The 19,722-nt window shown below is 34.1% G+C and carries 20 protein-coding genes and 1 riboswitch; of the genes, 4 read left to right on the top strand and 16 right to left on the bottom strand.

The window, feature by feature from the left end; genetic code table 11:
• Positions 1-145: 145 nt before the first annotated feature.
• The 7 genes from nrdD (CLOLE_RS10195) to CLOLE_RS10165 form a co-directional block, all read right to left on the bottom strand.
• Positions 146-2,266, bottom strand: coding sequence for an anaerobic ribonucleoside-triphosphate reductase (gene nrdD / locus CLOLE_RS10195; protein WP_013657028.1), 2,121 nt, complete (start codon positions 2,264-2,266; stop codon positions 146-148).
• A gap of 54 nt (positions 2,267-2,320) precedes the next feature.
• Complete coding sequence (locus CLOLE_RS10190; RefSeq protein ID WP_013657027.1) at positions 2,321-2,818, bottom strand: dCTP deaminase domain-containing protein; 498 nt, start codon at positions 2,816-2,818, stop codon at positions 2,321-2,323.
• Between the two features lie 73 nt (positions 2,819-2,891).
• Positions 2,892-3,386 carry an anaerobic ribonucleoside-triphosphate reductase activating protein gene (nrdG, locus tag CLOLE_RS10185; RefSeq protein ID WP_242825784.1) on the bottom strand — a complete coding sequence of 165 codons (495 nt, stop codon included), beginning with the start codon at positions 3,384-3,386 and terminating at the stop codon, positions 2,892-2,894.
• A 39-nt stretch (positions 3,387-3,425) separates the two neighbouring features.
• Positions 3,426-5,546, bottom strand: a complete 2,121-nt coding sequence (gene nrdD, locus CLOLE_RS10180; protein WP_013657025.1) for an anaerobic ribonucleoside-triphosphate reductase — start codon at positions 5,544-5,546, stop codon at positions 3,426-3,428.
• 417 nt (positions 5,547-5,963) lie between these two features.
• Positions 5,964-6,227, bottom strand: a complete 264-nt coding sequence (locus tag CLOLE_RS10175; RefSeq protein WP_013657024.1) for a DUF1653 domain-containing protein — start codon at positions 6,225-6,227, stop codon at positions 5,964-5,966.
• Between the two features lie 31 nt (positions 6,228-6,258).
• Positions 6,259-7,140 (bottom strand): fumarylacetoacetate hydrolase family protein, encoded by an 882-nt coding sequence (locus tag CLOLE_RS10170; RefSeq protein WP_013657023.1) that lies wholly within the window; start codon positions 7,138-7,140, stop codon positions 6,259-6,261.
• Positions 7,141-7,218: 78 nt separating this feature from the next.
• A complete protein-coding gene (locus CLOLE_RS10165; protein WP_013657022.1) occupies positions 7,219-7,773 on the bottom strand; it encodes a class I SAM-dependent methyltransferase in 555 nt (184 codons plus the stop codon).
• Positions 7,774-8,116: 343 nt separating this feature from the next.
• On the opposite strand from CLOLE_RS10165, the gene CLOLE_RS10160 reads away from it, so the two are divergent.
• Complete coding sequence (locus CLOLE_RS10160; protein ID WP_013657021.1) at positions 8,117-8,521, top strand: hypothetical protein; 405 nt, start codon at positions 8,117-8,119, stop codon at positions 8,519-8,521.
• Here the strand turns inward: CLOLE_RS10160 and CLOLE_RS10155 are convergent.
• Positions 8,518-9,702: an amidohydrolase gene (locus CLOLE_RS10155; protein WP_013657020.1), complete on the bottom strand. Its 1,185-nt coding sequence runs from the start codon at positions 9,700-9,702 to the stop codon at positions 8,518-8,520. The two genes, CLOLE_RS10160 and CLOLE_RS10155, sit on opposite strands and share 4 nt — an antisense overlap.
• 181 nt (positions 9,703-9,883) lie before the next feature.
• Between CLOLE_RS10155 and CLOLE_RS10150 the strand changes: the two genes are divergently transcribed.
• On the top strand, positions 9,884-11,494 hold the full coding sequence (locus CLOLE_RS10150; RefSeq protein WP_013657019.1) for a peptide chain release factor 3: 1,611 nt from the start codon (positions 9,884-9,886) through the stop codon (positions 11,492-11,494).
• 83 nt (positions 11,495-11,577) lie between these two features.
• Here the strand turns inward: CLOLE_RS10150 and CLOLE_RS10145 are convergent, their stop codons facing one another.
• Together CLOLE_RS10145 and CLOLE_RS10140 are read right to left on the bottom strand one after the other, a co-directional pair.
• Positions 11,578-12,378 carry a hypothetical protein gene (locus CLOLE_RS10145; RefSeq protein ID WP_013657018.1) on the bottom strand — a complete coding sequence of 267 codons (801 nt, stop codon included), beginning with the start codon at positions 12,376-12,378 and terminating at the stop codon, positions 11,578-11,580.
• 169 nt (positions 12,379-12,547) lie between these two features.
• Positions 12,548-13,186 (bottom strand): RpiB/LacA/LacB family sugar-phosphate isomerase, encoded by a 639-nt coding sequence (locus tag CLOLE_RS10140; RefSeq protein WP_013657017.1) that lies wholly within the window; start codon positions 13,184-13,186, stop codon positions 12,548-12,550.
• Positions 13,187-13,425: 239 nt separating this feature from the next.
• Between CLOLE_RS10140 and CLOLE_RS21840 the strand changes: the two genes are divergently transcribed.
• Positions 13,426-14,529 (top strand): glucosaminidase domain-containing protein, encoded by a 1,104-nt coding sequence (locus CLOLE_RS21840; protein WP_013657016.1) that lies wholly within the window; start codon positions 13,426-13,428, stop codon positions 14,527-14,529.
• A gap of 87 nt (positions 14,530-14,616) precedes the next feature.
• Here CLOLE_RS21840 and CLOLE_RS22995 read toward each other — a convergent pair whose 3' ends face one another.
• The 5 genes from CLOLE_RS22995 to CLOLE_RS23805 all read right to left on the bottom strand — a co-directional run bounded on the left by CLOLE_RS22995 (position 14,617) and on the right by CLOLE_RS23805 (position 17,167).
• Positions 14,617-14,814 (bottom strand): DUF362 domain-containing protein, encoded by a 198-nt coding sequence (locus CLOLE_RS22995; protein ID WP_157864128.1) that lies wholly within the window; start codon positions 14,812-14,814, stop codon positions 14,617-14,619.
• A gap of 21 nt (positions 14,815-14,835) precedes the next feature.
• The gene (locus CLOLE_RS10130; protein ID WP_013657015.1) at positions 14,836-15,090 is read right to left on the bottom strand and encodes a hypothetical protein; all 255 of its coding nucleotides are present in this window, start codon (positions 15,088-15,090) and stop codon (positions 14,836-14,838) included.
• Between the two features lie 75 nt (positions 15,091-15,165).
• Positions 15,166-15,384, bottom strand: a complete 219-nt coding sequence (locus CLOLE_RS10125) for a hypothetical protein (RefSeq protein WP_013657014.1) — start codon at positions 15,382-15,384, stop codon at positions 15,166-15,168.
• A 413-nt stretch (positions 15,385-15,797) separates the two neighbouring features.
• Entirely contained in the window at positions 15,798-17,009 is a 1,212-nt protein-coding gene (locus tag CLOLE_RS10120) for a sodium ion-translocating decarboxylase subunit beta (RefSeq protein WP_013657012.1), read from the bottom strand.
• 26 nt (positions 17,010-17,035) lie between these two features.
• Entirely contained in the window at positions 17,036-17,167 is a 132-nt protein-coding gene (locus CLOLE_RS23805) for a hypothetical protein (protein ID WP_013657011.1), read from the bottom strand.
• 285 nt (positions 17,168-17,452) lie between these two features.
• On the opposite strand from CLOLE_RS23805, the gene CLOLE_RS10115 reads away from it, so the two are divergent.
• On the top strand, positions 17,453-18,343 hold the full coding sequence (locus CLOLE_RS10115) for a LysR family transcriptional regulator (protein WP_013657009.1): 891 nt from the start codon (positions 17,453-17,455) through the stop codon (positions 18,341-18,343).
• A 25-nt stretch (positions 18,344-18,368) separates the two neighbouring features.
• Here CLOLE_RS10115 and CLOLE_RS10110 read toward each other — a convergent pair whose 3' ends face one another.
• On the bottom strand, positions 18,369-19,547 hold the full coding sequence (locus CLOLE_RS10110) for a cation:proton antiporter (RefSeq protein WP_013657008.1): 1,179 nt from the start codon (positions 19,545-19,547) through the stop codon (positions 18,369-18,371).
• Positions 19,548-19,600: 53 nt separating this feature from the next.
• Positions 19,601-19,675, bottom strand: a riboswitch (Fluoride riboswitch).
• Between the last annotated feature and the right edge of the window lie 47 nt (positions 19,676-19,722).

Here is a 19,722-nt window from a genome sequence, read left to right as displayed (position 1 = left end):
TTAAGCCTCCTCTAAAAACTTACGCTTAATATGTTTATATTCACTTTCTAGACTTTATAGAACAAGTTATCCATTTGTCAGACAAGCTCCTTAATAATAACAAAGAAAAGAAGACCTTTTTCAGGTCTTCTTTTCTTCAATAGATTTATAAATGCAACACACGACTTTTAATTTCTTGTGTTTTTCCCTTATTCCAGAAATTATCTCCTAGATAACCACAGGTACGTCTAATGACATTCATACGATTTTGATCCTTATTATGGCAGTTAGGACATTCCCATTCTAAATCATCATTAATGGTAATTTCACCTTCATAGCCACATATATGACAGTAATCGGATTTCGTATTAAACTCTGCATATTGAATATTGTCATAAATAAAAGGAATCATCTGTCTTAAAGCTTCTAAATTATGACTCATATTGGGAATTTCAATATAAGAAATACATCCTCCACTAGAAATAGGTTGGAACTTGCTTTCAAATTTAAGCTTACTAAAAGCATCTATCTCTTCTCGCACATCTACATGATAGCTATTAGTATAATAGCCTTTATCTGTTATATCTTCTATTTCACCAAATTTAGCTCGGTCTATTTTAGCAAAACGATAACATAAGGATTCAGCAGGACTACCATACAAACCAAAACCAAGCCCTGTTTCAGCTTTCCATCTATCTGTAGCTGATCTTAACTTATGCATGACCTCTAGAGCAAAAGCTTCACCTTCTGGCTGTGTATGCGAAACACCTGTCATTAATTTGGTTACTTCATAAAGTCCTATATAGCCCAAAGATATGGTTGAATAGCCATTCATAAGTAGTGGATCGATTACCTCACCTTGCCCTAATCTTGCAATAGCGCCATGTTGCCAGTGCACAGGAGATTCATCTGACAATGTTCCTTTTAAAGCTTCATGACGGCACATTAATGCCTCAAAGCATAAGTTTAAACGATTATCTAATAACTCCCAAAAACGTTCTTTATCTTTTTCTGCTACTATTCCAATTTGAGGAAGATTTAGACTGACAACCCCTTGATTAAAACGTCCTTCAAACTTATATTCTCCATTTTCATCTTTCCAAGGTGATAAAAATGAACGACAGCCCATACATGAAAATACATTACCTTCATAAATCTTTTTCATTTCTTTAGCAGATATGTAATCTGGATAAAGACGCTTAGCACTACATTTAACGGCTAATTCAGTTACTTCATCGTATGTTCCTCCGGCTAAGTGGTTATGCTCATGAAGAACATAAATAAGCTTTGGAAAAGCAGGTGTCGTAAAGACTCCTTTTTCATTTTTAATACCTTGTAAACGTTGTTTAAGAATTTCTTTGACAATCTCAGCTACTTCTTCTACATACTCATCATCTTCTTCTATATTTAAAAACAAGGTTACAAATGGGCTTTGACCATTTGTTGTCATTAACGTATTAATTTGATATTGAATGGTTTGCACCCCTGCTTCTAATTCTTTTTGAAGAAGAACCTTTGCAAGCTCCTCTCGTGTTTTTTCATCCTCTACACTATTAGCCACTAACTTGATGTACTTCTCTTTACTTTTTCTTAAATACTTACCTAAATGCCTAATATCTACAGATTGTCCGCCATACTGATTACTAGCTACTTGTGCAATAATTTGAGTCATAACCGTACAAGCTACTTGAAAACTTTTTGGCGACTCAATCATACGCTTATTTATGACTGTTCCATAATCTAACATATCCCCTATATTAATTAAACAACAGTTAAAAATAGATTGCATAAAATAATCCATATCATGAAAATGCAGAATTCCTTCGTCATGAGCTTGCACAATACGTGCTGGAAGTTTCTTTCTTCTTGAAATATCCTTAGATACTTCTCCTGCAATTAAGTCTCTTTGCGTTGAAGCCATCATGGCATTTTTATTAGAATTTTCTCTCATAACCTCTTCGTTACTTAACTCTATAAGACTTAAAATACTGTGGTCTGTCGTATTAGTTTCTCGTTTAAAGGCTTGTATAGCTCGGTATCCTTCATACGCTTTCGCTGTTAACTCGTGTCCATTTTCAATTAGCTTTAAATAAACATAAGTTTCTATTTGAAAAATGGTAGGTTTACTATTAGACTTTTCAAAAATCCCTTTAATTTCGTTGGCAATCTTCTCCGCAATACCTTCATCTACAATCCCACTACCATATTTCATAGCTTTGATAATGGCTTCGTAGATCTTTCTTTCGTTAAATGCAACACTCATCCCATCTCTCTTTACTACTTCCATGCCTATGCCTCCCCATCTTCTCTATATATATTCATTTTACTTTATACTTAAGCTTTATTTTCCAGAAGAACCCAAGCGACCTGTGCCTCTTTCAGATTCAAATTTTAATAATTCTTCATAGCTAATTTCTGTAATAGAAAGCTGAGGTACACGTACCATAATACATTGACTAAGCGCTTTCTCATAAGGATAAATAATAGCATCTTTAAAAGCTGCTTGATCTTTATAATCTTCTTTCATAATAACAAGTGGCTTACTATTATGATTCGTAATAGGAATAAACCATTCACCACGATATCCTGAATCAACTACACCTGCTCTTTGCCCCATCCCTTTTGTTCCTGTTGAACCTCGTTCTTTTAAAATAGCTACGTAATCAGTGGAAAAAGCAGATGCAAGCCCTGTAGGAACAAGCAATGTTTCATGAGGCTCAATCACTTTATAGTCTTCTTCAAAACATGCATAAATATCAAATGCCCCATCTTCTACTCTTTTTGAAGGAATAATAGCATTTTCTTTCACTTTTGCAAAATAAATTTGTTGTTCATTCATTTTTCTGCTCCTTTAACTTCATCTTATTTTCATTTTTATTTATTTTTTATGCAAGGCTTTTAGATTTTTATGACTACTTGTAGGATAGTTCATATAATACTACTTTTTCTGAGGCAAGCGAGGCTTTTACATCTATAATACGTTGATTGCTACTTCCTCTAAATCTAAGTGTTAAATCTTTAAGAGACTCTATATAAGGGCCATCTACAAGTACATCGCACCATTTCAAAAGCGCTAAGCGCTTAGAATGCGTTATAATTGCCTCATAAGTATAACCAGAATAAATCCAAATCGAATGATTCGTTTCTCGCTTAATACGTTTAAGTAGGTTTAAGAAGTCCTCATCCTCTATTTGTTCCATGGGTTCTCCTCCAAGAAAAGTAACACCATGTACATTAGGATCGTTTAAATAGTTCATAAAAGTAGCTTCTGCTTTTTCATCCCATGCATGTCCATAATGAAAATCTTGATAGGCCTCATTAAAACATCCTTTACACTGATGACGACATCCAGATACAAAAAGTGTCGACCTGATACCAACGCCGTTGGCTACATCAAATTTTCTCATTTGTGCATAGTACATTTTTATTACGCCTTCTTTCTTAATCTATAAATGTAAGACACGATTTTTAATTTCTTGTGTCTTTCCTTTATTCCAATAATTCCCTCCTAAGTAACCACAAGTACGCCTTATAACATTCATCTTACTCTGGTCTTTATTATGACATTGTGGACACTCCCATTCTAATGCATCGGTCACAATCATTTCCCCTTCATACAGGCATTCGTGACAGCAATCTGACTTGGTATTAAACTCTGCATATTGAATGTTATGGTAAATATAATGAATAATTTGTTTAATAGCTTCCAAATTATGCCCCATCGGTGGCATTTCAATATAAGAAATACATCCTCCAGTAGATATCGGCTGAAATTGACTTTCAAATTTAAGCTTGCTGAATGCATCTATTTCTTCTCTGACATCTACATGATAACTATTGGTGTAATAACCTTTATCTGTGACATCCTTAATAGCACCAAATTTTTGATAATCTATTTTTGCAAAACGATAACATAAAGATTCTGCCGGACTACCATATAAGCCAAAGCCAAGTCCTGTTTCTGCTTTCCATCTGTCTGTAGCTTCTCTTAGCTTGTGCATCACTTTTAAAGCAAAAGCTTCGCCCTCTGACTGTGTATGTGAAACGCCTGTCATTAATAGCGTTGCTTCATAAAGCCCAATGTAGCCTAATGAAATAGTGGAATAGCCATCCATTAAGAGTGGGTCAATGACTTGGCCTTTTTGTAGTCTTGCAATAGCGCCATGTTGCCAGTGAATAGGTGATTCATCCGATAAAGTACCTTTCAAAGCTTCGTGACGGCACATTAACGCTTCAAAACAAAGATTTAAGCGATTATCAAGGAGCTTCCAAAAAATATTTTCATCGCCAGCTGCAACAATCCCTATTTGAGGTAAATTCAAACTGACAACTCCCTGATTGAAACGTCCTTCAAATTGATAGTGCCCCTCTTCATCTTTCCAAGGTGATAAGAAGGATCGACAACCCATACATGAGAATACATTGCCCTCATAAATCTTCTTCATTTCTTTGGCCGAAATATAGTCGGGATATAAACGTTTAGCACTACATGCTGCTGCTAAATTTGTCACATAATCATATTTGCCACCTTCTAGACAATTATGTTCATGAAGCACATAAATCAGTTTAGGGAAAGTGGGCGTTGTATAAATACCTTTTTCATTTTTAATGCCTTCTAAACGCTGCTTGAGGATTTCTTCTACAATCATTGCCACCTCTTTGGCATACTCATCATCTTCTTCTATATTTAAAAACAAGGTTACAAATGGGCTTTGTCCATTAGTAGTCATTAACGTATTAATTTGGTATTGAATCGTTTGCACACCTGATTCTAATTCCTTACGTAAAAGTTTATTAACTGCTATCTGACGCTCATGATTATCTGACACAACCTCTTGCAACATGCTCTCATATTTTTCATAGCTTCTTCTTAAATAGCGTCCTAAGTGCCTAATATCTACAGACTGTCCACCATATTGGCTACTTGCCACTTGAGCAATAATTTGAGTCATTACTGTACAAGCCACTTGAAAACTTTTAGGCGATTCAATCATACGCCCATTAATAACTGTCCCATGATCTAACATATCTTTTATATTAATCAAACAACAGTTAAAGATGGATTGCATAAAATAATCCATATCATGAAAGTGGAGTACCCCTTCATCATGAGCTTGTACAATACGTGCAGGAAGTTTTTTACGCCTAGCAATATCTTTTGATACTTCCCCTGCAATCAGATCTCTTTGTGTAGCTGCCATCATCGCATTTTTATTAGAGTTCTCATTCATAACCTCTTCATTTGTCATTTCAATGAGACCTAATATACTTTGATCAGTTGTATTAGTTTCTCGTTTAAAAGCTTGAATCGCACGATAGCCCTCATAGGCTTTTGCAGTAAGCTCGTGACCATTCTCTATAAGCTTTAAGTAAACATATGTTTCTATTTGAAATATAGTAGGAGACGCTGGCAATTTCGAAACAAGGCTCTTTATTTCCATTGAGATTTTCCTTGCTATGTCTTGATCTACAATACCACTTCCATAAGTCATGGCCTTTATAATAGCACTATAAATTTTACCTTCATCAAAAGCTACCGCTTCCCCATCTCTTTTTATTACTTTCATTTTCTAACCCTACCTTATGCTGTAATTTTCTAGTAAAAGCTTGTTACGACCTATCGCATAAGTCTATCTAACTTTAAAAAATATATCATCTTTAATAGTCTTTGTCTATTGTATACCCTGTCCTAAAATCGTGTACAAATTTTGGGTATTGACAAGATTAATGCCGAGTTTATGAGCCTTGATTCGATTTCTTTTTTCAAAATAAAGCTGAGAAATTTTTTATTATTTATTTCTCATTTTTCTCTTGACACTTCTAACTTTTTGACTTGTGTTAAAACTTCTAGCTTTTACAAAAATATAGTCAACTTTAGGAGAACTTCTATTAAACAAACTCTTATACCAAATGCCTCTAAAAGTTAACTAACAAACAAGGAGTAGCTATCATAGTCATCTCTGACTATTGTAGCTACTCCTTGTTTATAATTTACTTTCAACTTTTACACTAGATACTTCATAGCATTCAAAACGATAAGTTTGTCCTGTAGGATTAATGCGGTCTTTAGGAACTTCTTCACAAAACATACAATAAGGTCTTACAAATAAACCACACTCACCATATAACGCCTTATAAAGCACTAGTATTTCTCCTGTTTCTGAGTGCTTAACTAAATCTACAAATAAATATAAGTCACCTTTAAAATGTCTGAAGATTTTTCCTTTTTGATTTGTTATGTCTCTCATCTGTCATACCTTTCTCACCATATATCTCAGTTTATTTGATAGTATTAGTAAGTACCCCTATTTTTTCAATTTCACAGCTTACGATATCTCCTGGTTTTAAAAAACGTGGCGGTTCAAATCCCATACCCACACCCGCTGGAGTTCCCATGGCAATGATGGTTCCTGCTTTTAAAGTCATTCCTTGAGATAACTCTGCAATAACATGTGCAATATCAAAAATAAGTAATTCTGTGTTAGCATCTTGTCTTAACTCTCCATTAACTTTAGAACAAATCTTAAGTTTAGGTGGCATAGGTATTTCATCTGCTGTCACAATCCAAGGTCCCATGGGTAAAAAGCCATCTAAACTTTTTCCAAAATACCACTGCTTATGTCTTGTTTGCAGGCTTCTAGCACTTACATCATTAATGATAGTATAACCTAAAACATAGTCATAGGCCTGTTCTTTTTGCACATTCTTAGCATCCTTTTTAATAATGACTGCTAATTCCACTTCATAATCTAAGCTGTCTACGATGTCACTATGACTTAAAATATCATTGCCATCTGCTACTGCTTCATTTACTCTCTTAGAGAAATAAACGGCATGATTTCTTTCTCCTCCAAAGGCCTCCTTCTTATAGCGTGCTGACTCTTCTGCATGTGCCATATAGTTAATCCCTAAACAAATCAAATCTTGTTTAGGCTGCGGAATAGGAGGTCTTTTTTCAATTTCACTTAAACGGATTTTTCCTATTTTTTGATTTGTCTTTTCTTTTAGTAACACCCACTCTGTCTCTGTAGCATGGGTAATGAAATCATTCATCGTTTCATAGTTTAATCCTAAATCACTTAAAGCATGAATACTCATACCATCGTATGCCAAAACACCTATTTGTTCTTTTCCCTCATATTTAAAAGTTAAAAGTTTCATTTGCTTCTCCTCTATGTAAAACTTGTCATTATTTTTAATTATTTTATAAATTAACTGAATATAAATCAAGTTTTACTTTTAATGTTTCTGAATAAGTACGGCTAATGGTGGATGATTAGGTTTGTTATACAGTTCACATACAGCTACTGTATAAGCTTTTGCATCCAAACTCTTTAAATAGGTCATTAAAACTTCTTTTTCCTCAAACCCTGTATCTCCACCATGATAAATACATAAACTCATTACACCATGGCGTTTGAGTAATACAAGTCCCTTCTCAATAGCTAGCTTACTCGTATCAGCTTTCGTACTCATACTATGATCTCCTCCTGGCAAATAACCAAAATTAAATACAATGCCATCTACAGTCTCTGGTTTCACATAGTGATCCATATGAGTATGACTTTCAAGGTATACTTCTGCTTTTAATCCTTTTTCTTTTAAAAGAAACTTTGTACTATTCACGGCTTCTTCTTGAATATCAAAAGCTAGTACTCTACCTGTATCACCTACTAACTCACATAAAAAAACTGTATCATGCCCTCTCCCTGCTGTTGCATCTATACATAAATCTCCTGCTTTAAGATATTGGCACATCCAACCATGAGCAATATTAATTGTATTAAGTTTCATCTATACTTTCCTCTCCTACCTTTAAATTTCATCTCGTTATTTATTAGTATATCCTATTTTAAAATCTCATAGCTACTTTTCCTATTCTAATGGCCTTATTTAAAGCCTTAGTCCTATTATTTACCTTCATTATAACTAATTCTATAATGGGATAAAATAGAACTTTTAAATATGACCCACTTAGATCATGAACAAATAGAAGTTTTTGGGCATTCCACTGAGACATCAGAAGTCTCTGTTAAACAAATAATAGGTGCAGTCTTTGATTGAATTTCTATATCATTTCTTTATGCCTCTTTCTTATAATCAGTTTATAAAAATGATTTTGAAGGAGGCCTTATTCATGGAACATTTTAAGGAACGCTTTACTAAATGGATGCAGGGTAGATATGGTGGTGATCAGCTTTCTTTAGCTTTACTCATACTTTGCCTCATATTAATGGTGTTTACACTGCCTTTTCACTCACCACTTTTAAGACTTTTACCTCTTATTCCTTTAGTTCTATGTTATTTTAGAATTTTTTCTAAAAACAAATATAAACGTCAACAAGAACTCTTTAAATTTATACGTTTCTATACACCTATTCAAAAACGTATAAACTTAAGCCTTAAACACCTAAAAGAACGTAAAACTCATCGCTTTTTTAAATGTCCTAAGTGTAAACAGACTTTAAGAGTTCCTAAAGGTAAGGGGAATATCTGTATTACTTGCCCTAAATGTCATACAGACTTTCGTAAACATACTTAATATACTTCTTTCTCAGTATGCACATGCTCATGACTATATGCTATTTCTCCATTAATAAACGTATATAGAGTATGGGTTAGGGTCTGCATTGGGTTATCGTTAAAAATAGCAATATCTGCATCTTTACCAGGTTCTAAACTTCCTACCCGATCTGCAACACCACAAATTTCTGCTGCGCTAATCGTAATGGCTTTCAGACCAGCTTCCACCCCTAAACCATCTCTAGCTGCGAAACCAGCACATTTAGCTAAATACTGAATAGGTGTAACTGGATGGTCTGTAGTAATGGCTATTTTAATGCCGGCTTTGTATAAAATACCTGGAGTTTTAAAACTTACATTTTGGACTTCAATTTTATTTCGTGAAGCTAATGCCGGCCCTACAATGGCTGGAAAACCAAAACGTTTGAGTTCTTCTGGTATCAGGTATCCCTCACTACAATGGTCTAAGGTCATTCTCAAACCATATTCCTTTGCAATACGTACTGCCGTTAAAATATCATCTGTACGATGTACATGAGCTTTTAACGGTATTTTCTTGTCTAGCACTGGAAGCCAAGACTCCAGCTTAAAATCTTCTTCAAAGGCCTCTCCTTTTTGTAAGGCCTTTTCTTTCTTTTCTTTATACTGAACTGCTTTAAACAAGGCTTCTCTTAAAAGGCTTGCTATAGCCATACGGGTAGCTGGCATCTTTTTTTGCCCACTATAAACACGTTTTGTGTTTTCTCCAAAAGCTACTTTCATAGCTGCTGGTTCTAATAAAGTCATTTCATCAATAACTCTTCCTTTTGTTTTCATAAAAACAAATTGTCCACCTACTACATTAGCACTTCCAGGCCCAATCATAGCAGAAGTAATGCCAGCACGTACTGCTTCATCAAAAGCTGCATCTAAAGTATTAATCCCATCTATAGCTCTTAAATAAGGGGTAACAGGATCCGTTGTTTCGTTACAATCATCTCCTTCGACACCCTTTTTTTCTTCTGTAATCCCTAGGTGGCAGTGTGCCTCTATAATACCAGGCATCACCCATGCACCTTGTACATCTATAATCTGCATGTCTTCTGTTGGCTTAATATATTCCGCCACCTGGGCAATCTTTCTGCCCTTTATAAGAATACTACCCTTTTCATAAATCTTACCTGTCATGGTTAAAATCTTACCATTAATAATTAAAATCATATGCATCCCTCTTTTTCCCTTTTTCATTAATGGTTTTATTATTTCTCATTTAAAAGCATTTATACAAAATGTCTATTTCAAAGGAAATAGCATAATTTATACTTGACTTTTATAGTTGTTGGGCATGATAATTATATGTTGTACTTATGATTAAAAAAATGAGAAATAAGGATGGTTTTATATGTCATTAGAAAACGTCAATACGACCCCTGAAATACAAAGACGTCGAACCTTTGCTATCATCTCTCACCCAGATGCTGGTAAAACCACTCTAACAGAAAAGTTCCTTCTTTATGGAGGGGCTATACGTGAAGCTGGTTCTGTTAAATCTAGACGTTCTCAAAAACATGCGGTATCTGACTGGATGGAAATTGAAAAACAAAGAGGAATCTCTGTTACCTCCAGCGTCCTTCAATTTAATTATAATAATTTCTGTATTAATATTCTTGATACCCCTGGGCATCAAGACTTTAGTGAAGATACTTATCGTACTTTAGTAGCAGCAGATAGCGCTGTCATGGTTATTGATGCGGCAAAAGGTGTTGAAGAACAAACCAAAAAACTTTTTAAAGTTTGTAAAATGCGTGGTATTCCTATTTTTACTTTTATTAATAAAATGGATGCACATGGTAAAGATCCTTTTGAGCTCATGGAGGAACTTGAAAATGTCCTTGGTATTCGTTCTTATCCAATGGATTGGCCTATTGGTAGTGGTAAAGAATTTAAAGGTGTTTACAACCGCCGTAAAAGTCAGATTGAACTTTTTGATGAAGGCAAGCACGGTGAAGCTATTGTTGACTCCGTTACAGGTGATGTAGCTGATCCAAAGTTTAGGGAATTACTAGGTGAATACCTTCATGATAAACTACTTGAAGATATTGAGCTTTTAGATATGGCCGGAGATGATTATGATCTAGAAAAAATCTTAAATGGTGAATTAACCCCTGTATTCTTTGGTAGTGCGTTAACAAACTTTGGTGTAGAACCTTTCCTTGAGGCTTTCCTAGACATTACGACACCACCTCAACCTCGCCAAAGTAATTTAGGCCCTATTGCTACAACAGCACCTTATTTTTCAGGATTTATCTTTAAAATTCAAGCTAATATGAATCCTGCTCACCGTGACCGTATTGCTTTTCTTCGTATTTGTTCCGGTGTATTCGAAAAAGGAATGATGGTCAATCATGTACAAAAGGGTAAAAAAGTGAAATTAGCACAACCACAGCAATTTTTAGCTCAAGACCGTGCTACAGTTGATGTGGCTTATCCAGGCGATATTATTGGTATTCATGATCCTGGTATCTTTAATATTGGAGATACCTTATGCAGTGATAATATTAAACTTTACTTTGAAGGCATTCCTCAATTTGCTCCAGAACACTTTATGCGCATTTCTACTGTGAATGCCCTTAAGAGAAAGCAATTCTTAAAAGGAATACTACAACTAGCTGAAGAAGGTTCTATTCAGGTCTTTAGACCTCACTTAACTGGAACAGAAGAAGTTATTGTAGGAGTTGTAGGGGTTCTTCAATTTGAAGTATTAGAATATCGTCTTAAAAATGAATATGGTGTAGAGATTCGTATGACACGTTTACCTTATCGCTTTATCCGTTGGATTGAAGCAAATGACTTTAATTATGATACCTTTAAGGGCTCTATGGACTCTACTCTAGTAGAAACACCTGAAGGGGAACCAGTTTTACTTTGTGAATTCGAATGGTCTATTCGCCAAATTCAAGAACGTAATCCTCAAGTTATTTTAAGAGAAACACATTTAAAACCTGTGGAATAAGCAAAAAATGCTAGGTGCTAACTTTATTTTAGCTCCTAGCATTTTTTCATTTAACTTCCAATGGTATTGTTTTTTAAAAGTCATTAATGGGGACAAGCAATGGGTGTTATAGGTATATAGGGCTCTGCTTCTGTTTCTTTGATCAGCCTAATTAATACAAAAGGTGTACACTCATCATCCTGACCAGCCGGATTATCTTGTAGTAGACCTTTTATCCACTCTTCTTTTCCCTTTAAATCAGGAGAAACACCCAATATCTCAATGGCTATATCGTTAGCATCAGCTATTAATGTACTTAAGCTAAAGCGTTCGTAAATCATTTCACATACACCATTAGGATTTTTAGGGCTAAGTACTGCTAAATGGTGATACCTTTCAAAGGTAGAATGCTCATAAAAACCATCGATTCCCGCTACTTCTTTTCCTAGGATTTGATAGAATATGCCTCGTCTTTTAAAAATCTTGCCAATAGCACTACAAATACTTGCCCATAAAACCAAAGGTAGCCCCTTTAATTGTATAGCAAGTTGCAATTTATAAGGTTCGCTCATCCCTACGCCATTCTTACTTTTTGCAGCAAAACGTGATAAAAATTTAGCCCAAAAACTTAATTTCACATTTTCCTTTCTAGCAGTTCTTTTTTGGCACATTGCAATTACTTTCTCGCTAATTGATAAAATATCACCTATCTGATAAAGAGGTAATACATATTTTTCAATTAACGTCAGATAGTCTTCACCTTCTTCAATAAAATGTGTTTGAATACCATAACGCTCATAGCACTGCTCTTCCACTTTAATAGTTCCTCTAATATAGTAAATATGACCTTCTAATTCGCGTCTATTAACAGCTTGATTCAAATTTCCTTTATACCAAATCCCCATATTGTTCCCACCTTATGTATACTATCTAACCAGTTTTTCTACTGGCACACTTTTATACATATTCTAGTGGATGTTCATTTATGCCACCTTGTGAAAACCCTCACAAAATAGACCTATAACAAAAAGCCATTTGATAGGTTTTTATACTTACCAAATGGCTTTTTAACTATTAAGCTAAAATCGCTTTTAAATAAGTTGCAATAGCTTCATCTTGACAATTTGCAAAGAAATATTCTTGGAATCTTTCTCCGCTTATTGTTTGTTTTAAGAACTCTTGATCAATATTATGAAGAATAGTTAGCATATCTACATGAGTTACTTTTTTTACATCATCTAAAATTCTTTTATTACGTTGTTCTGGTACAGCACGCTCTCTTGGATAACCAAGTCCACGCTCTCCTTCAAATAATTTTTCAAATATGTATTGAAGATTAAGTTCTGCTCCCCAACCAAATCCTTTTGCATAAGGCATGGCAATGGCATTACCATCATTGATTTGCCCAAACATATAGGCATCTGATGGATCTACGATAAGGCCACATAAAACATTTGGGAAAGAGTTAGCAGCAAGCATTGCACCTGAACCTGTTCCACAACCTGTTACAACAAAGTCTGCTGCTTTTGAGTTAATTAAAATAGCTGTTAATAGACCAGCTTGTACATATGTAAGTTGGTGTACATCCTCTGCTGAATACATACCATAGTTAAATACTTTATGTCCCATTGGTTCCACTACTTTTCTAAGTGTCTCACAGATTAAACTATTTTTCGTGGCTTGACTATTTTCATTAATTAATGCAATTTTCATAACGCTACCTCTTTTTCTATATAATCACTTCTTATTTATTATTATAATTTATTTTTTGGTAGTTATCAATATTTTTAAGACATTTAGGATTTTCAAGGTCTTTATCTATCTTTTTTTAAGAAGTTTAATTTTTTACTAATTTATGCTAGAATATTATTTAAGTATCTGAGCTATATTAACATCGTGTTTGAATGTAATCTATTTAGTTATTTATTATTTCAAAAGATAAAGGTGAATATATGCAAGCTATTTTAGATGATTTGAAAAAGAATCAAATTTTATCCTCTTATCAAATCCATCAACTTCAATCAACAATTAAAGCGAAATATCCTATGTACTCGACTGAGGAACGTGCTATTATTTTTGCTAAAAATGTGCATCAAGTCATTGACCATATTCTTTTTCCTTTTAGCGTAGAACAGCAAAAGAATATTAAAATGTCTTTACTTAATGAAGCTGTACAAAAAGAAGAGTTTGCTATTAATGCGTATGATGTCTGCAAAACTTGCATTGACTTAAAACTTACTGAAGGAGAAACACTAACTGCTTTTACGAATTGGCTTAATACACATCAACCTAAACAGCTTACACCTAAGGATGTGTCTTCCTTAAGCCATCTTATCAATCCTTCAGCTGCTATACCTCTAGCCTTAGAACAAGCTGCTTTACCACTCATACCTGATTTCCCCATGTCTACTAAACTTAACTTTATAACTAATGAGTGGCTTTATTATATCCTACTAGGGCTTTTTATAGGCATTATAAGCCTTATAAGCATTACGAGTTATACTCATACCAAAAGCAAAACTGTTTCTTTACCACTGGCTACTCTTGAAGCATTTTCTCTAGAAACAACCGAGTTACCTATTTCCATTACCTTAATCGAAAAATCTAATCATTTACAAAAACACCTTCAGTATAAAGAGGTAAATAAAAGTGCGCTGCAAGATTGGTTAAAAGAACGTAATTCCCTATTATCTGAAGAACCTTATTTCAACCAGATTATTGCTACTGCTAAGGACTTTAATATTAATCCACTTTTACTCTTTGCTATTACAGGTCAAGAACAAGGCTTCGTTCCTAAGCATCATACTAATGCTTTAGAAATAGCTAGTAATCCTTTTAATGTCTATGGGAGTTGGAAAACTTACAATACCTCTATCGAAGACTCTTCCCGTATCGCAGCTCGCACCATCATTAATTTAAGTAAGGGCTGTCCTGAGGATGCTGATCCGATTATGTGGCTTAATCAAAATTATGCTGAAGACCCAAATTGGTATAAAGGCGTTACTGCTTTACTTAACCAATTAGAAAAGGTAGCCATACTAGAACCTATTCATTAAAAATACAATCCACTATAAAAAGCTGATTCTACATCCTTAATTTCTCTGTAGAATCAGCTTTTTTGTTGTTCTATTAATCATCTGCTTTTACTTTAGCGATTGTCGTTTAATAAGATTTCTCCAACACCTTGTTACACATTTGCCACATCGTATACATTGCTCCTGATTAATAACATGAGGCAATCCTTTACTAATACAGTGTTTTGGACAAACCACCTTACATGCACCACAAGCTATACATGCTTTATCAATCACATAGCTTATTTGTTGATTTTCTTTCTTCATTAATACACTATGCTCTCTTGATTAATCAAATTGAATTTCATATTTTTGTTTAGGTGTATGAATAATCAGGTAACCTAGATTAAACTCATCCTCCATCACATCAATCTTATATTCAAAGAAAATTTGGTCTTCTTTTTTACACATAAAAATATAACTTCCATCTTCTTTATCTTCTATTTCTTCACAAATATCTTCATAGACTTCTTCTCCACTTATTGGTCCCATGTAACCAGACGCTTTAATACACGATTCAATGTGATTGTATAATGCTTTCATCTTCATTCTCCTTCTACTTGATGCATCATTTACTTCCTAAGAGTAATATAAATTGATATGCTTGACAAGTAGTAGTTAAAATATACCCTTAAAAACCATACCTGCTCCTAATAAACAAAACACTATACCTATTGGTAATGCTATCAACGTTAAACATAAAATAATACCTAATATAAGAATGATACTCCCTAAACTAATAGTGAGAAGTTTTCCTGTTAATTTAAATACGAATCCTAATATTCCCCCAATCAAAATAAATGGTAGTGCTATCAACCAAAATAAAATGCCCATCATCTTCACCCTTCTTTTTTATCTAGATAAATTCATCATAGCATAGTTTATTTTTAGATATGATAAGTACAAGATTATAATAAAATTAAAATTCACTAAGAAAAAGCAAAAATGAGCTATTGCAAAACAAAGTATTTGCAATAGCTCATTTGACTGTCTATTTTTACTTAAAATAATGTAAGCTCTCTTTCATTTCTACTCTTTACTTTTAGATAAGCCTTCTCCAATCCAATCTATTAAAGCACTCGAAAACCATAATAGCAACGTAAATGCAACTGAAAATCCTATAAAAGCCATAATACCTAACATTTTATCCCCCTCAATTCCCTTTATGATCTCAAATGAATACATCTTCTACCTAAATCATACCTCTAAACATCATAAAGAAACTGTTAAGAATAGCAAAATATTTTTTCTTATTTTAACAAAGGAATAATAGTAACATATATACCTGTTAAAATAGCAGTTGTAATAACACCACAAATATTAGCACCCATAGCATACTGGATAATGAAACTATACTTATTTACTTTACTTACTTCTTTCTGAGCTATTTTGGCGGTTGAAGGTACACATGAAACACCCGCTATTCCTATAGTAGGGTTAAAGTTCTTCTTACTGATCCAATACACAATATAGCCTCCAATAATTCCTCCAATAGCAGAAAGTAATAAGGCAACCATTCCCAAAACAAGTAAAATAAGTACTTTAGGATTAAGAAGTGTACTTGCTTCACACAATACGCCTAGAAGTAAACCTAGGAAAAATGTTCCGCCATATAAAAAGCCATTTTCAATTAATTTCACATATTTATCGAGCCCTACTTCTCTAATAACAACTCCTAAGAAAAAGCTTAAAAATAAAGGTGCTGCTACTGGAAAGAGTAAACATAAAACAGTATTTGTTACAATAGCAAATGTAAGTTTTTGCTTCTTGGTAATGGTTTTCTTCGGCACCTTAGGTGGCTGAATAGCAATTCCCCTTAATTCTTTAGGAATAAGTAGTCGTACTAAGTACGGATAACCTCCATATGTAAGGCTTAAGTAAAGATAAGCCACTATAGTAATGGGTACAAATAAATCTTTAGCCAAAGTTAGGGAAGTATATAAGACCATGGGACCATCTGCTCCACCTACCATAGCAATAGCAGCTGCTTCTCCATTGGTAAGCCCAAAACATTTAGCAATAGGAAAAGTAGCTACTGTACCTAACTCTGCACACATGGCAATAAACATGCTTGTAAAAGGATTAGCAAGTAAGAAGCCTACATCTGTGATAACGCCTATTCCCATAAAAACTAAACATGCAATTAGCCCATTACTAAACATAAAAGTATAAATAGGTTGTAAGAAATCAATTTGCAAGATTTGCATCAAACCATCTGTATCTGACATAATCGGATCCATAAAAATAGTTCCTGTTTGCCCTGGTGATAAAAAAAGAACTCCTGCATTTACTGCAGACATGCCCAATCCCATTGGTACCATAACCAGTGGCTCTAATGTTCCTTTGGCGCCTAAATAAAAAATAAGCAATCCCACACCAATAAGCACTATCCTCATGATTGCCACTGCAGGGTCTTGTTCCAATAAGGTAGCAATCCCCTGAAACAAATCTAAAATATTCATATTTTGTCAACCTTTCTTTAGTTTGTTTAGTGTTTCTCCTCTTCTACGCTTACCAATTGTGTAATTTTTAACAATCCATTGATCAAAATGGCAATACCTAATGAAATAACAAATCCTAATGCATAAATCCCCATAGGCACAACAACACTTTCAAACATATACAACATCCTCCTTTAAGAATTACCGCTTTCATTATTCACTGAGTTCTTTCTTAATGTTCATCGTATAAATAGCTAGTACGATAATCCCTACCACAACACCACTCGCAATTTGCACTAATGATAGATTCATTTCTCTCACTCCTCTACTTATTACTGTGTATATATTTCGTATAGATTTATTATATTACCTTTAATTTATTTTTCTAATATATATAATTTAACTTAAATATAAATAATTTATATATTAACAATCTGTTAAAGTCTTTAAAGAAAGGATTAGCTATGGACTTACACTACCTTAAACTCTTTAATACAGTAGCTTCTTTAGGAAGCATGACTAAAGCAAGTGAACAAATGCATATTAGCCAACCCGCTTTATCCATTCAAATAAAAAAATTAGAGGATGGCTTAGGACTTAAGCTATTTAACAAAATAGGGACTCGTCTTATTTTAAATGAAAATGGAGAAATTCTTTTTAATTATACAAAACAAATCTTTCAGCTTGTTCAAGAAGCCTCTAATCAACTTACTGATCGTAAACTCACAATTAGTGGTCAAATCACTATTGGGGGAAGTAATACTGCAGGTAGCTATCTTCTCCCTCGCATTATCGGCTCTTTTAAGCAGCTTTATCCTCAAGTCAATATTGAACTTCACATTGGTAATACTTATGAAATCGCCAATCTTATTTACAATGATGTTTTAGACTTTGCTATTAATGGTGGTGATGTTGCTTATACCACCCAAACACAAGTTATTCCTTTAAAAGAAGACCCTTTAGTCCTTGTAGCATCTCCTAATAGCGCTTATGTTCGCCCTCACGAATTATTGCCAGAGGATTTAGAGGCTATCACTTTTATTGTGCATCATAATAACTCCCAACTTTATCTTGCTTATAAAAAAGCAATTAACCAGCTTCAATTAGAGGAAAATATTGCTATGACTCTAGGTAGTATTGATGCCATTAAACAAGCGGTTGCTGCTGATTTAGGCCTTGCTTTTATTCCTTATTCAGCTGTTGCCATAGAACTTGAACGTGGGCTACTCACGCAATTAAAAGTTAAAGATATGCAATGGGTTTATCCTTATAATTTAATTTATAATAAAAGTAAATTTATTTCCCCTGCAACTCTAAAACTGATGGAAATGGTTAGAGAACAATTAGGACCATAATATAGCCCTCTATTTTCTTCATGTTTTACAATTTCTCCAGTAGTTTTCTATAAGTATTATCTACTCCTATAGCACCAAAAGGTGCTGTTATAAGTATAGCTAACACGGCTACTGTTAAAACCAACTCTCCACATGGTAGCCCCATTGTTAAAGGAATCCCTCCTATAGCAGCTTGTACAGTTGCTTTTGGGGTATAAGCTAACATGCAAAATAACTTTTCATTTGCCGTAAGCGTTGTTCCTAATAAACTTATAAAAACACCCAACATACGAATAATTAAAGCCCCGAGTACCACCATAACGGCTACAATTCCTGCCTTTATAGCGTAGTTTAAGTCTACTGTAGCACCTACTAGTACAAATAAAATGACCTCTGCTGCTACCCAGAGTTTATTATATTTGATAGCTAAACGTTTGGCTAAAGCACCATATTGCCGATTCAATATAATACCTAAAGTCATAATTGCTAATAAGCCTGACATCGGCACAATATCTACTAAACGATGTTCCATCTCTATTAGCAAAAATGAAATACTCAAGATAATCAGTATTTTCATTGAATCTCTCAAATGCCACTTTTTGAAAAAAATTACTAAAAGGATACCCACACCTATACCTATTGCTATTCCTACAACAATAGCAATAGGTATCTGCACAAAGCTTCCTATTGAAACTTCTCCTCCCGAAGCTAGAGCTGTAAATGCTGTAAATAGCACAATGACAAATACATCATCTACTGAAGCACCTGCTAAAATTAGCTGCGGTACACTCTTTTTTACGCCATAACCTTCTTCCATCAAGTGTAGCATTCGAGGTACAATAACAGCTGGTGAGACTGCGGCAATAACAGTTCCCATAATAGCTGCTTCTAATATACTAATTCCCAGTAATTGAGGTGCCAAAAGAATAACACCCATTATTTCAAAACAAGCCGGTATAAAGCACATTAAAACAGCAGGTCTTCCTACTTTTTTCAAATCTTCTAGCTCTAAAGACAGTCCTGCCCTTGTTAAAATAATAACCAATGCTAATTGTCTTAAATCCGGGGAAATTCTTAAAATAGATGCATCTAATGCACCTATTGCATAAGGGCCTAAAATCATCCCTGTTATAATCATCCCCAATAGATTGGGTAATTTTAGCTTGTTGAAAATAGAACCTAGTAATAAGCCCATTAAAAAAATAAGTGCTAAACTTGTAAGCATTTACTTCTCCTCCAATTCTACATGCAAAAAAAGCTGATTCTCCTGTGATTATATGTTTCACAGAAGTCATCAGCTTTATAAGCGGTTTAAGTATCAAACTTAGGGAGTACTTCATTCCCCTTATTTATTTGTATTTATTATACTATGCTATTGTCCCTATTTCAACCAAAAAATT

The sequence above is a fragment of the Cellulosilyticum lentocellum DSM 5427 genome, from assembly GCF_000178835.2.
Classification (GTDB): Bacteria; Bacillota; Clostridia; order Lachnospirales; family Cellulosilyticaceae; genus Cellulosilyticum; species Cellulosilyticum lentocellum.
This window is presented reverse-complemented; position numbering and strand designations above follow the sequence as displayed.

Excerpts from the sequence above, each read along its gene's own strand:
- CLOLE_RS10150 (WP_013657019.1), top strand. The coding sequence starts at position 9,884 with ATGTCATTAGAAAACGTCAATACGACCCCTGAAATACAAAGACGTCGA.
- CLOLE_RS10140 (WP_013657017.1), bottom strand. The coding sequence starts at position 13,186 with ATGAAAATTGCATTAATTAATGAAAATAGTCAAGCCACGAAAAATAGT.
- CLOLE_RS10175 (WP_013657024.1), bottom strand. The coding sequence starts at position 6,227 with ATGAGAGACATAACAAATCAAAAAGGAAAAATCTTCAGACATTTTAAA.
- CLOLE_RS10160 (WP_013657021.1), top strand. The coding sequence starts at position 8,117 with ATGGAACATTTTAAGGAACGCTTTACTAAATGGATGCAGGGTAGATAT.
- CLOLE_RS23805 (WP_013657011.1), bottom strand. The coding sequence starts at position 17,167 with ATGTTTGAAAGTGTTGTTGTGCCTATGGGGATTTATGCATTAGGATTT.
- CLOLE_RS10110 (WP_013657008.1), bottom strand. The coding sequence starts at position 19,547 with ATGCTTACAAGTTTAGCACTTATTTTTTTAATGGGCTTATTACTAGGT.
- CLOLE_RS10115 (WP_013657009.1), top strand. The coding sequence starts at position 17,453 with ATGGACTTACACTACCTTAAACTCTTTAATACAGTAGCTTCTTTAGGA.
- CLOLE_RS10155 (WP_013657020.1), bottom strand. The coding sequence starts at position 9,702 with ATGATTTTAATTATTAATGGTAAGATTTTAACCATGACAGGTAAGATT.
- nrdD (WP_013657028.1), bottom strand. The coding sequence starts at position 2,266 with ATGGAAGTAGTAAAGAGAGATGGGATGAGTGTTGCATTTAACGAAAGA.
- CLOLE_RS10170 (WP_013657023.1), bottom strand. The coding sequence starts at position 7,140 with ATGAAACTTTTAACTTTTAAATATGAGGGAAAAGAACAAATAGGTGTT.
- CLOLE_RS10130 (WP_013657015.1), bottom strand. The coding sequence starts at position 15,090 with ATGAAAGCATTATACAATCACATTGAATCGTGTATTAAAGCGTCTGGT.
- CLOLE_RS10145 (WP_013657018.1), bottom strand. The coding sequence starts at position 12,378 with ATGGGGATTTGGTATAAAGGAAATTTGAATCAAGCTGTTAATAGACGC.
- CLOLE_RS10165 (WP_013657022.1), bottom strand. The coding sequence starts at position 7,773 with ATGAAACTTAATACAATTAATATTGCTCATGGTTGGATGTGCCAATAT.
- CLOLE_RS10190 (WP_013657027.1), bottom strand. The coding sequence starts at position 2,818 with ATGAATGAACAACAAATTTATTTTGCAAAAGTGAAAGAAAATGCTATT.
- CLOLE_RS21840 (WP_013657016.1), top strand. The coding sequence starts at position 13,426 with ATGCAAGCTATTTTAGATGATTTGAAAAAGAATCAAATTTTATCCTCT.
- CLOLE_RS10125 (WP_013657014.1), bottom strand. The coding sequence starts at position 15,384 with ATGATGGGCATTTTATTTTGGTTGATAGCACTACCATTTATTTTGATT.
- nrdG (WP_242825784.1), bottom strand. The coding sequence starts at position 3,386 with ATGAGAAAATTTGATGTAGCCAACGGCGTTGGTATCAGGTCGACACTT.
- CLOLE_RS22995 (WP_157864128.1), bottom strand. The coding sequence starts at position 14,814 with ATGAAGAAAGAAAATCAACAAATAAGCTATGTGATTGATAAAGCATGT.
- nrdD (WP_013657025.1), bottom strand. The coding sequence starts at position 5,546 with ATGAAAGTAATAAAAAGAGATGGGGAAGCGGTAGCTTTTGATGAAGGT.
- CLOLE_RS10120 (WP_013657012.1), bottom strand. The coding sequence starts at position 17,009 with ATGAATATTTTAGATTTGTTTCAGGGGATTGCTACCTTATTGGAACAA.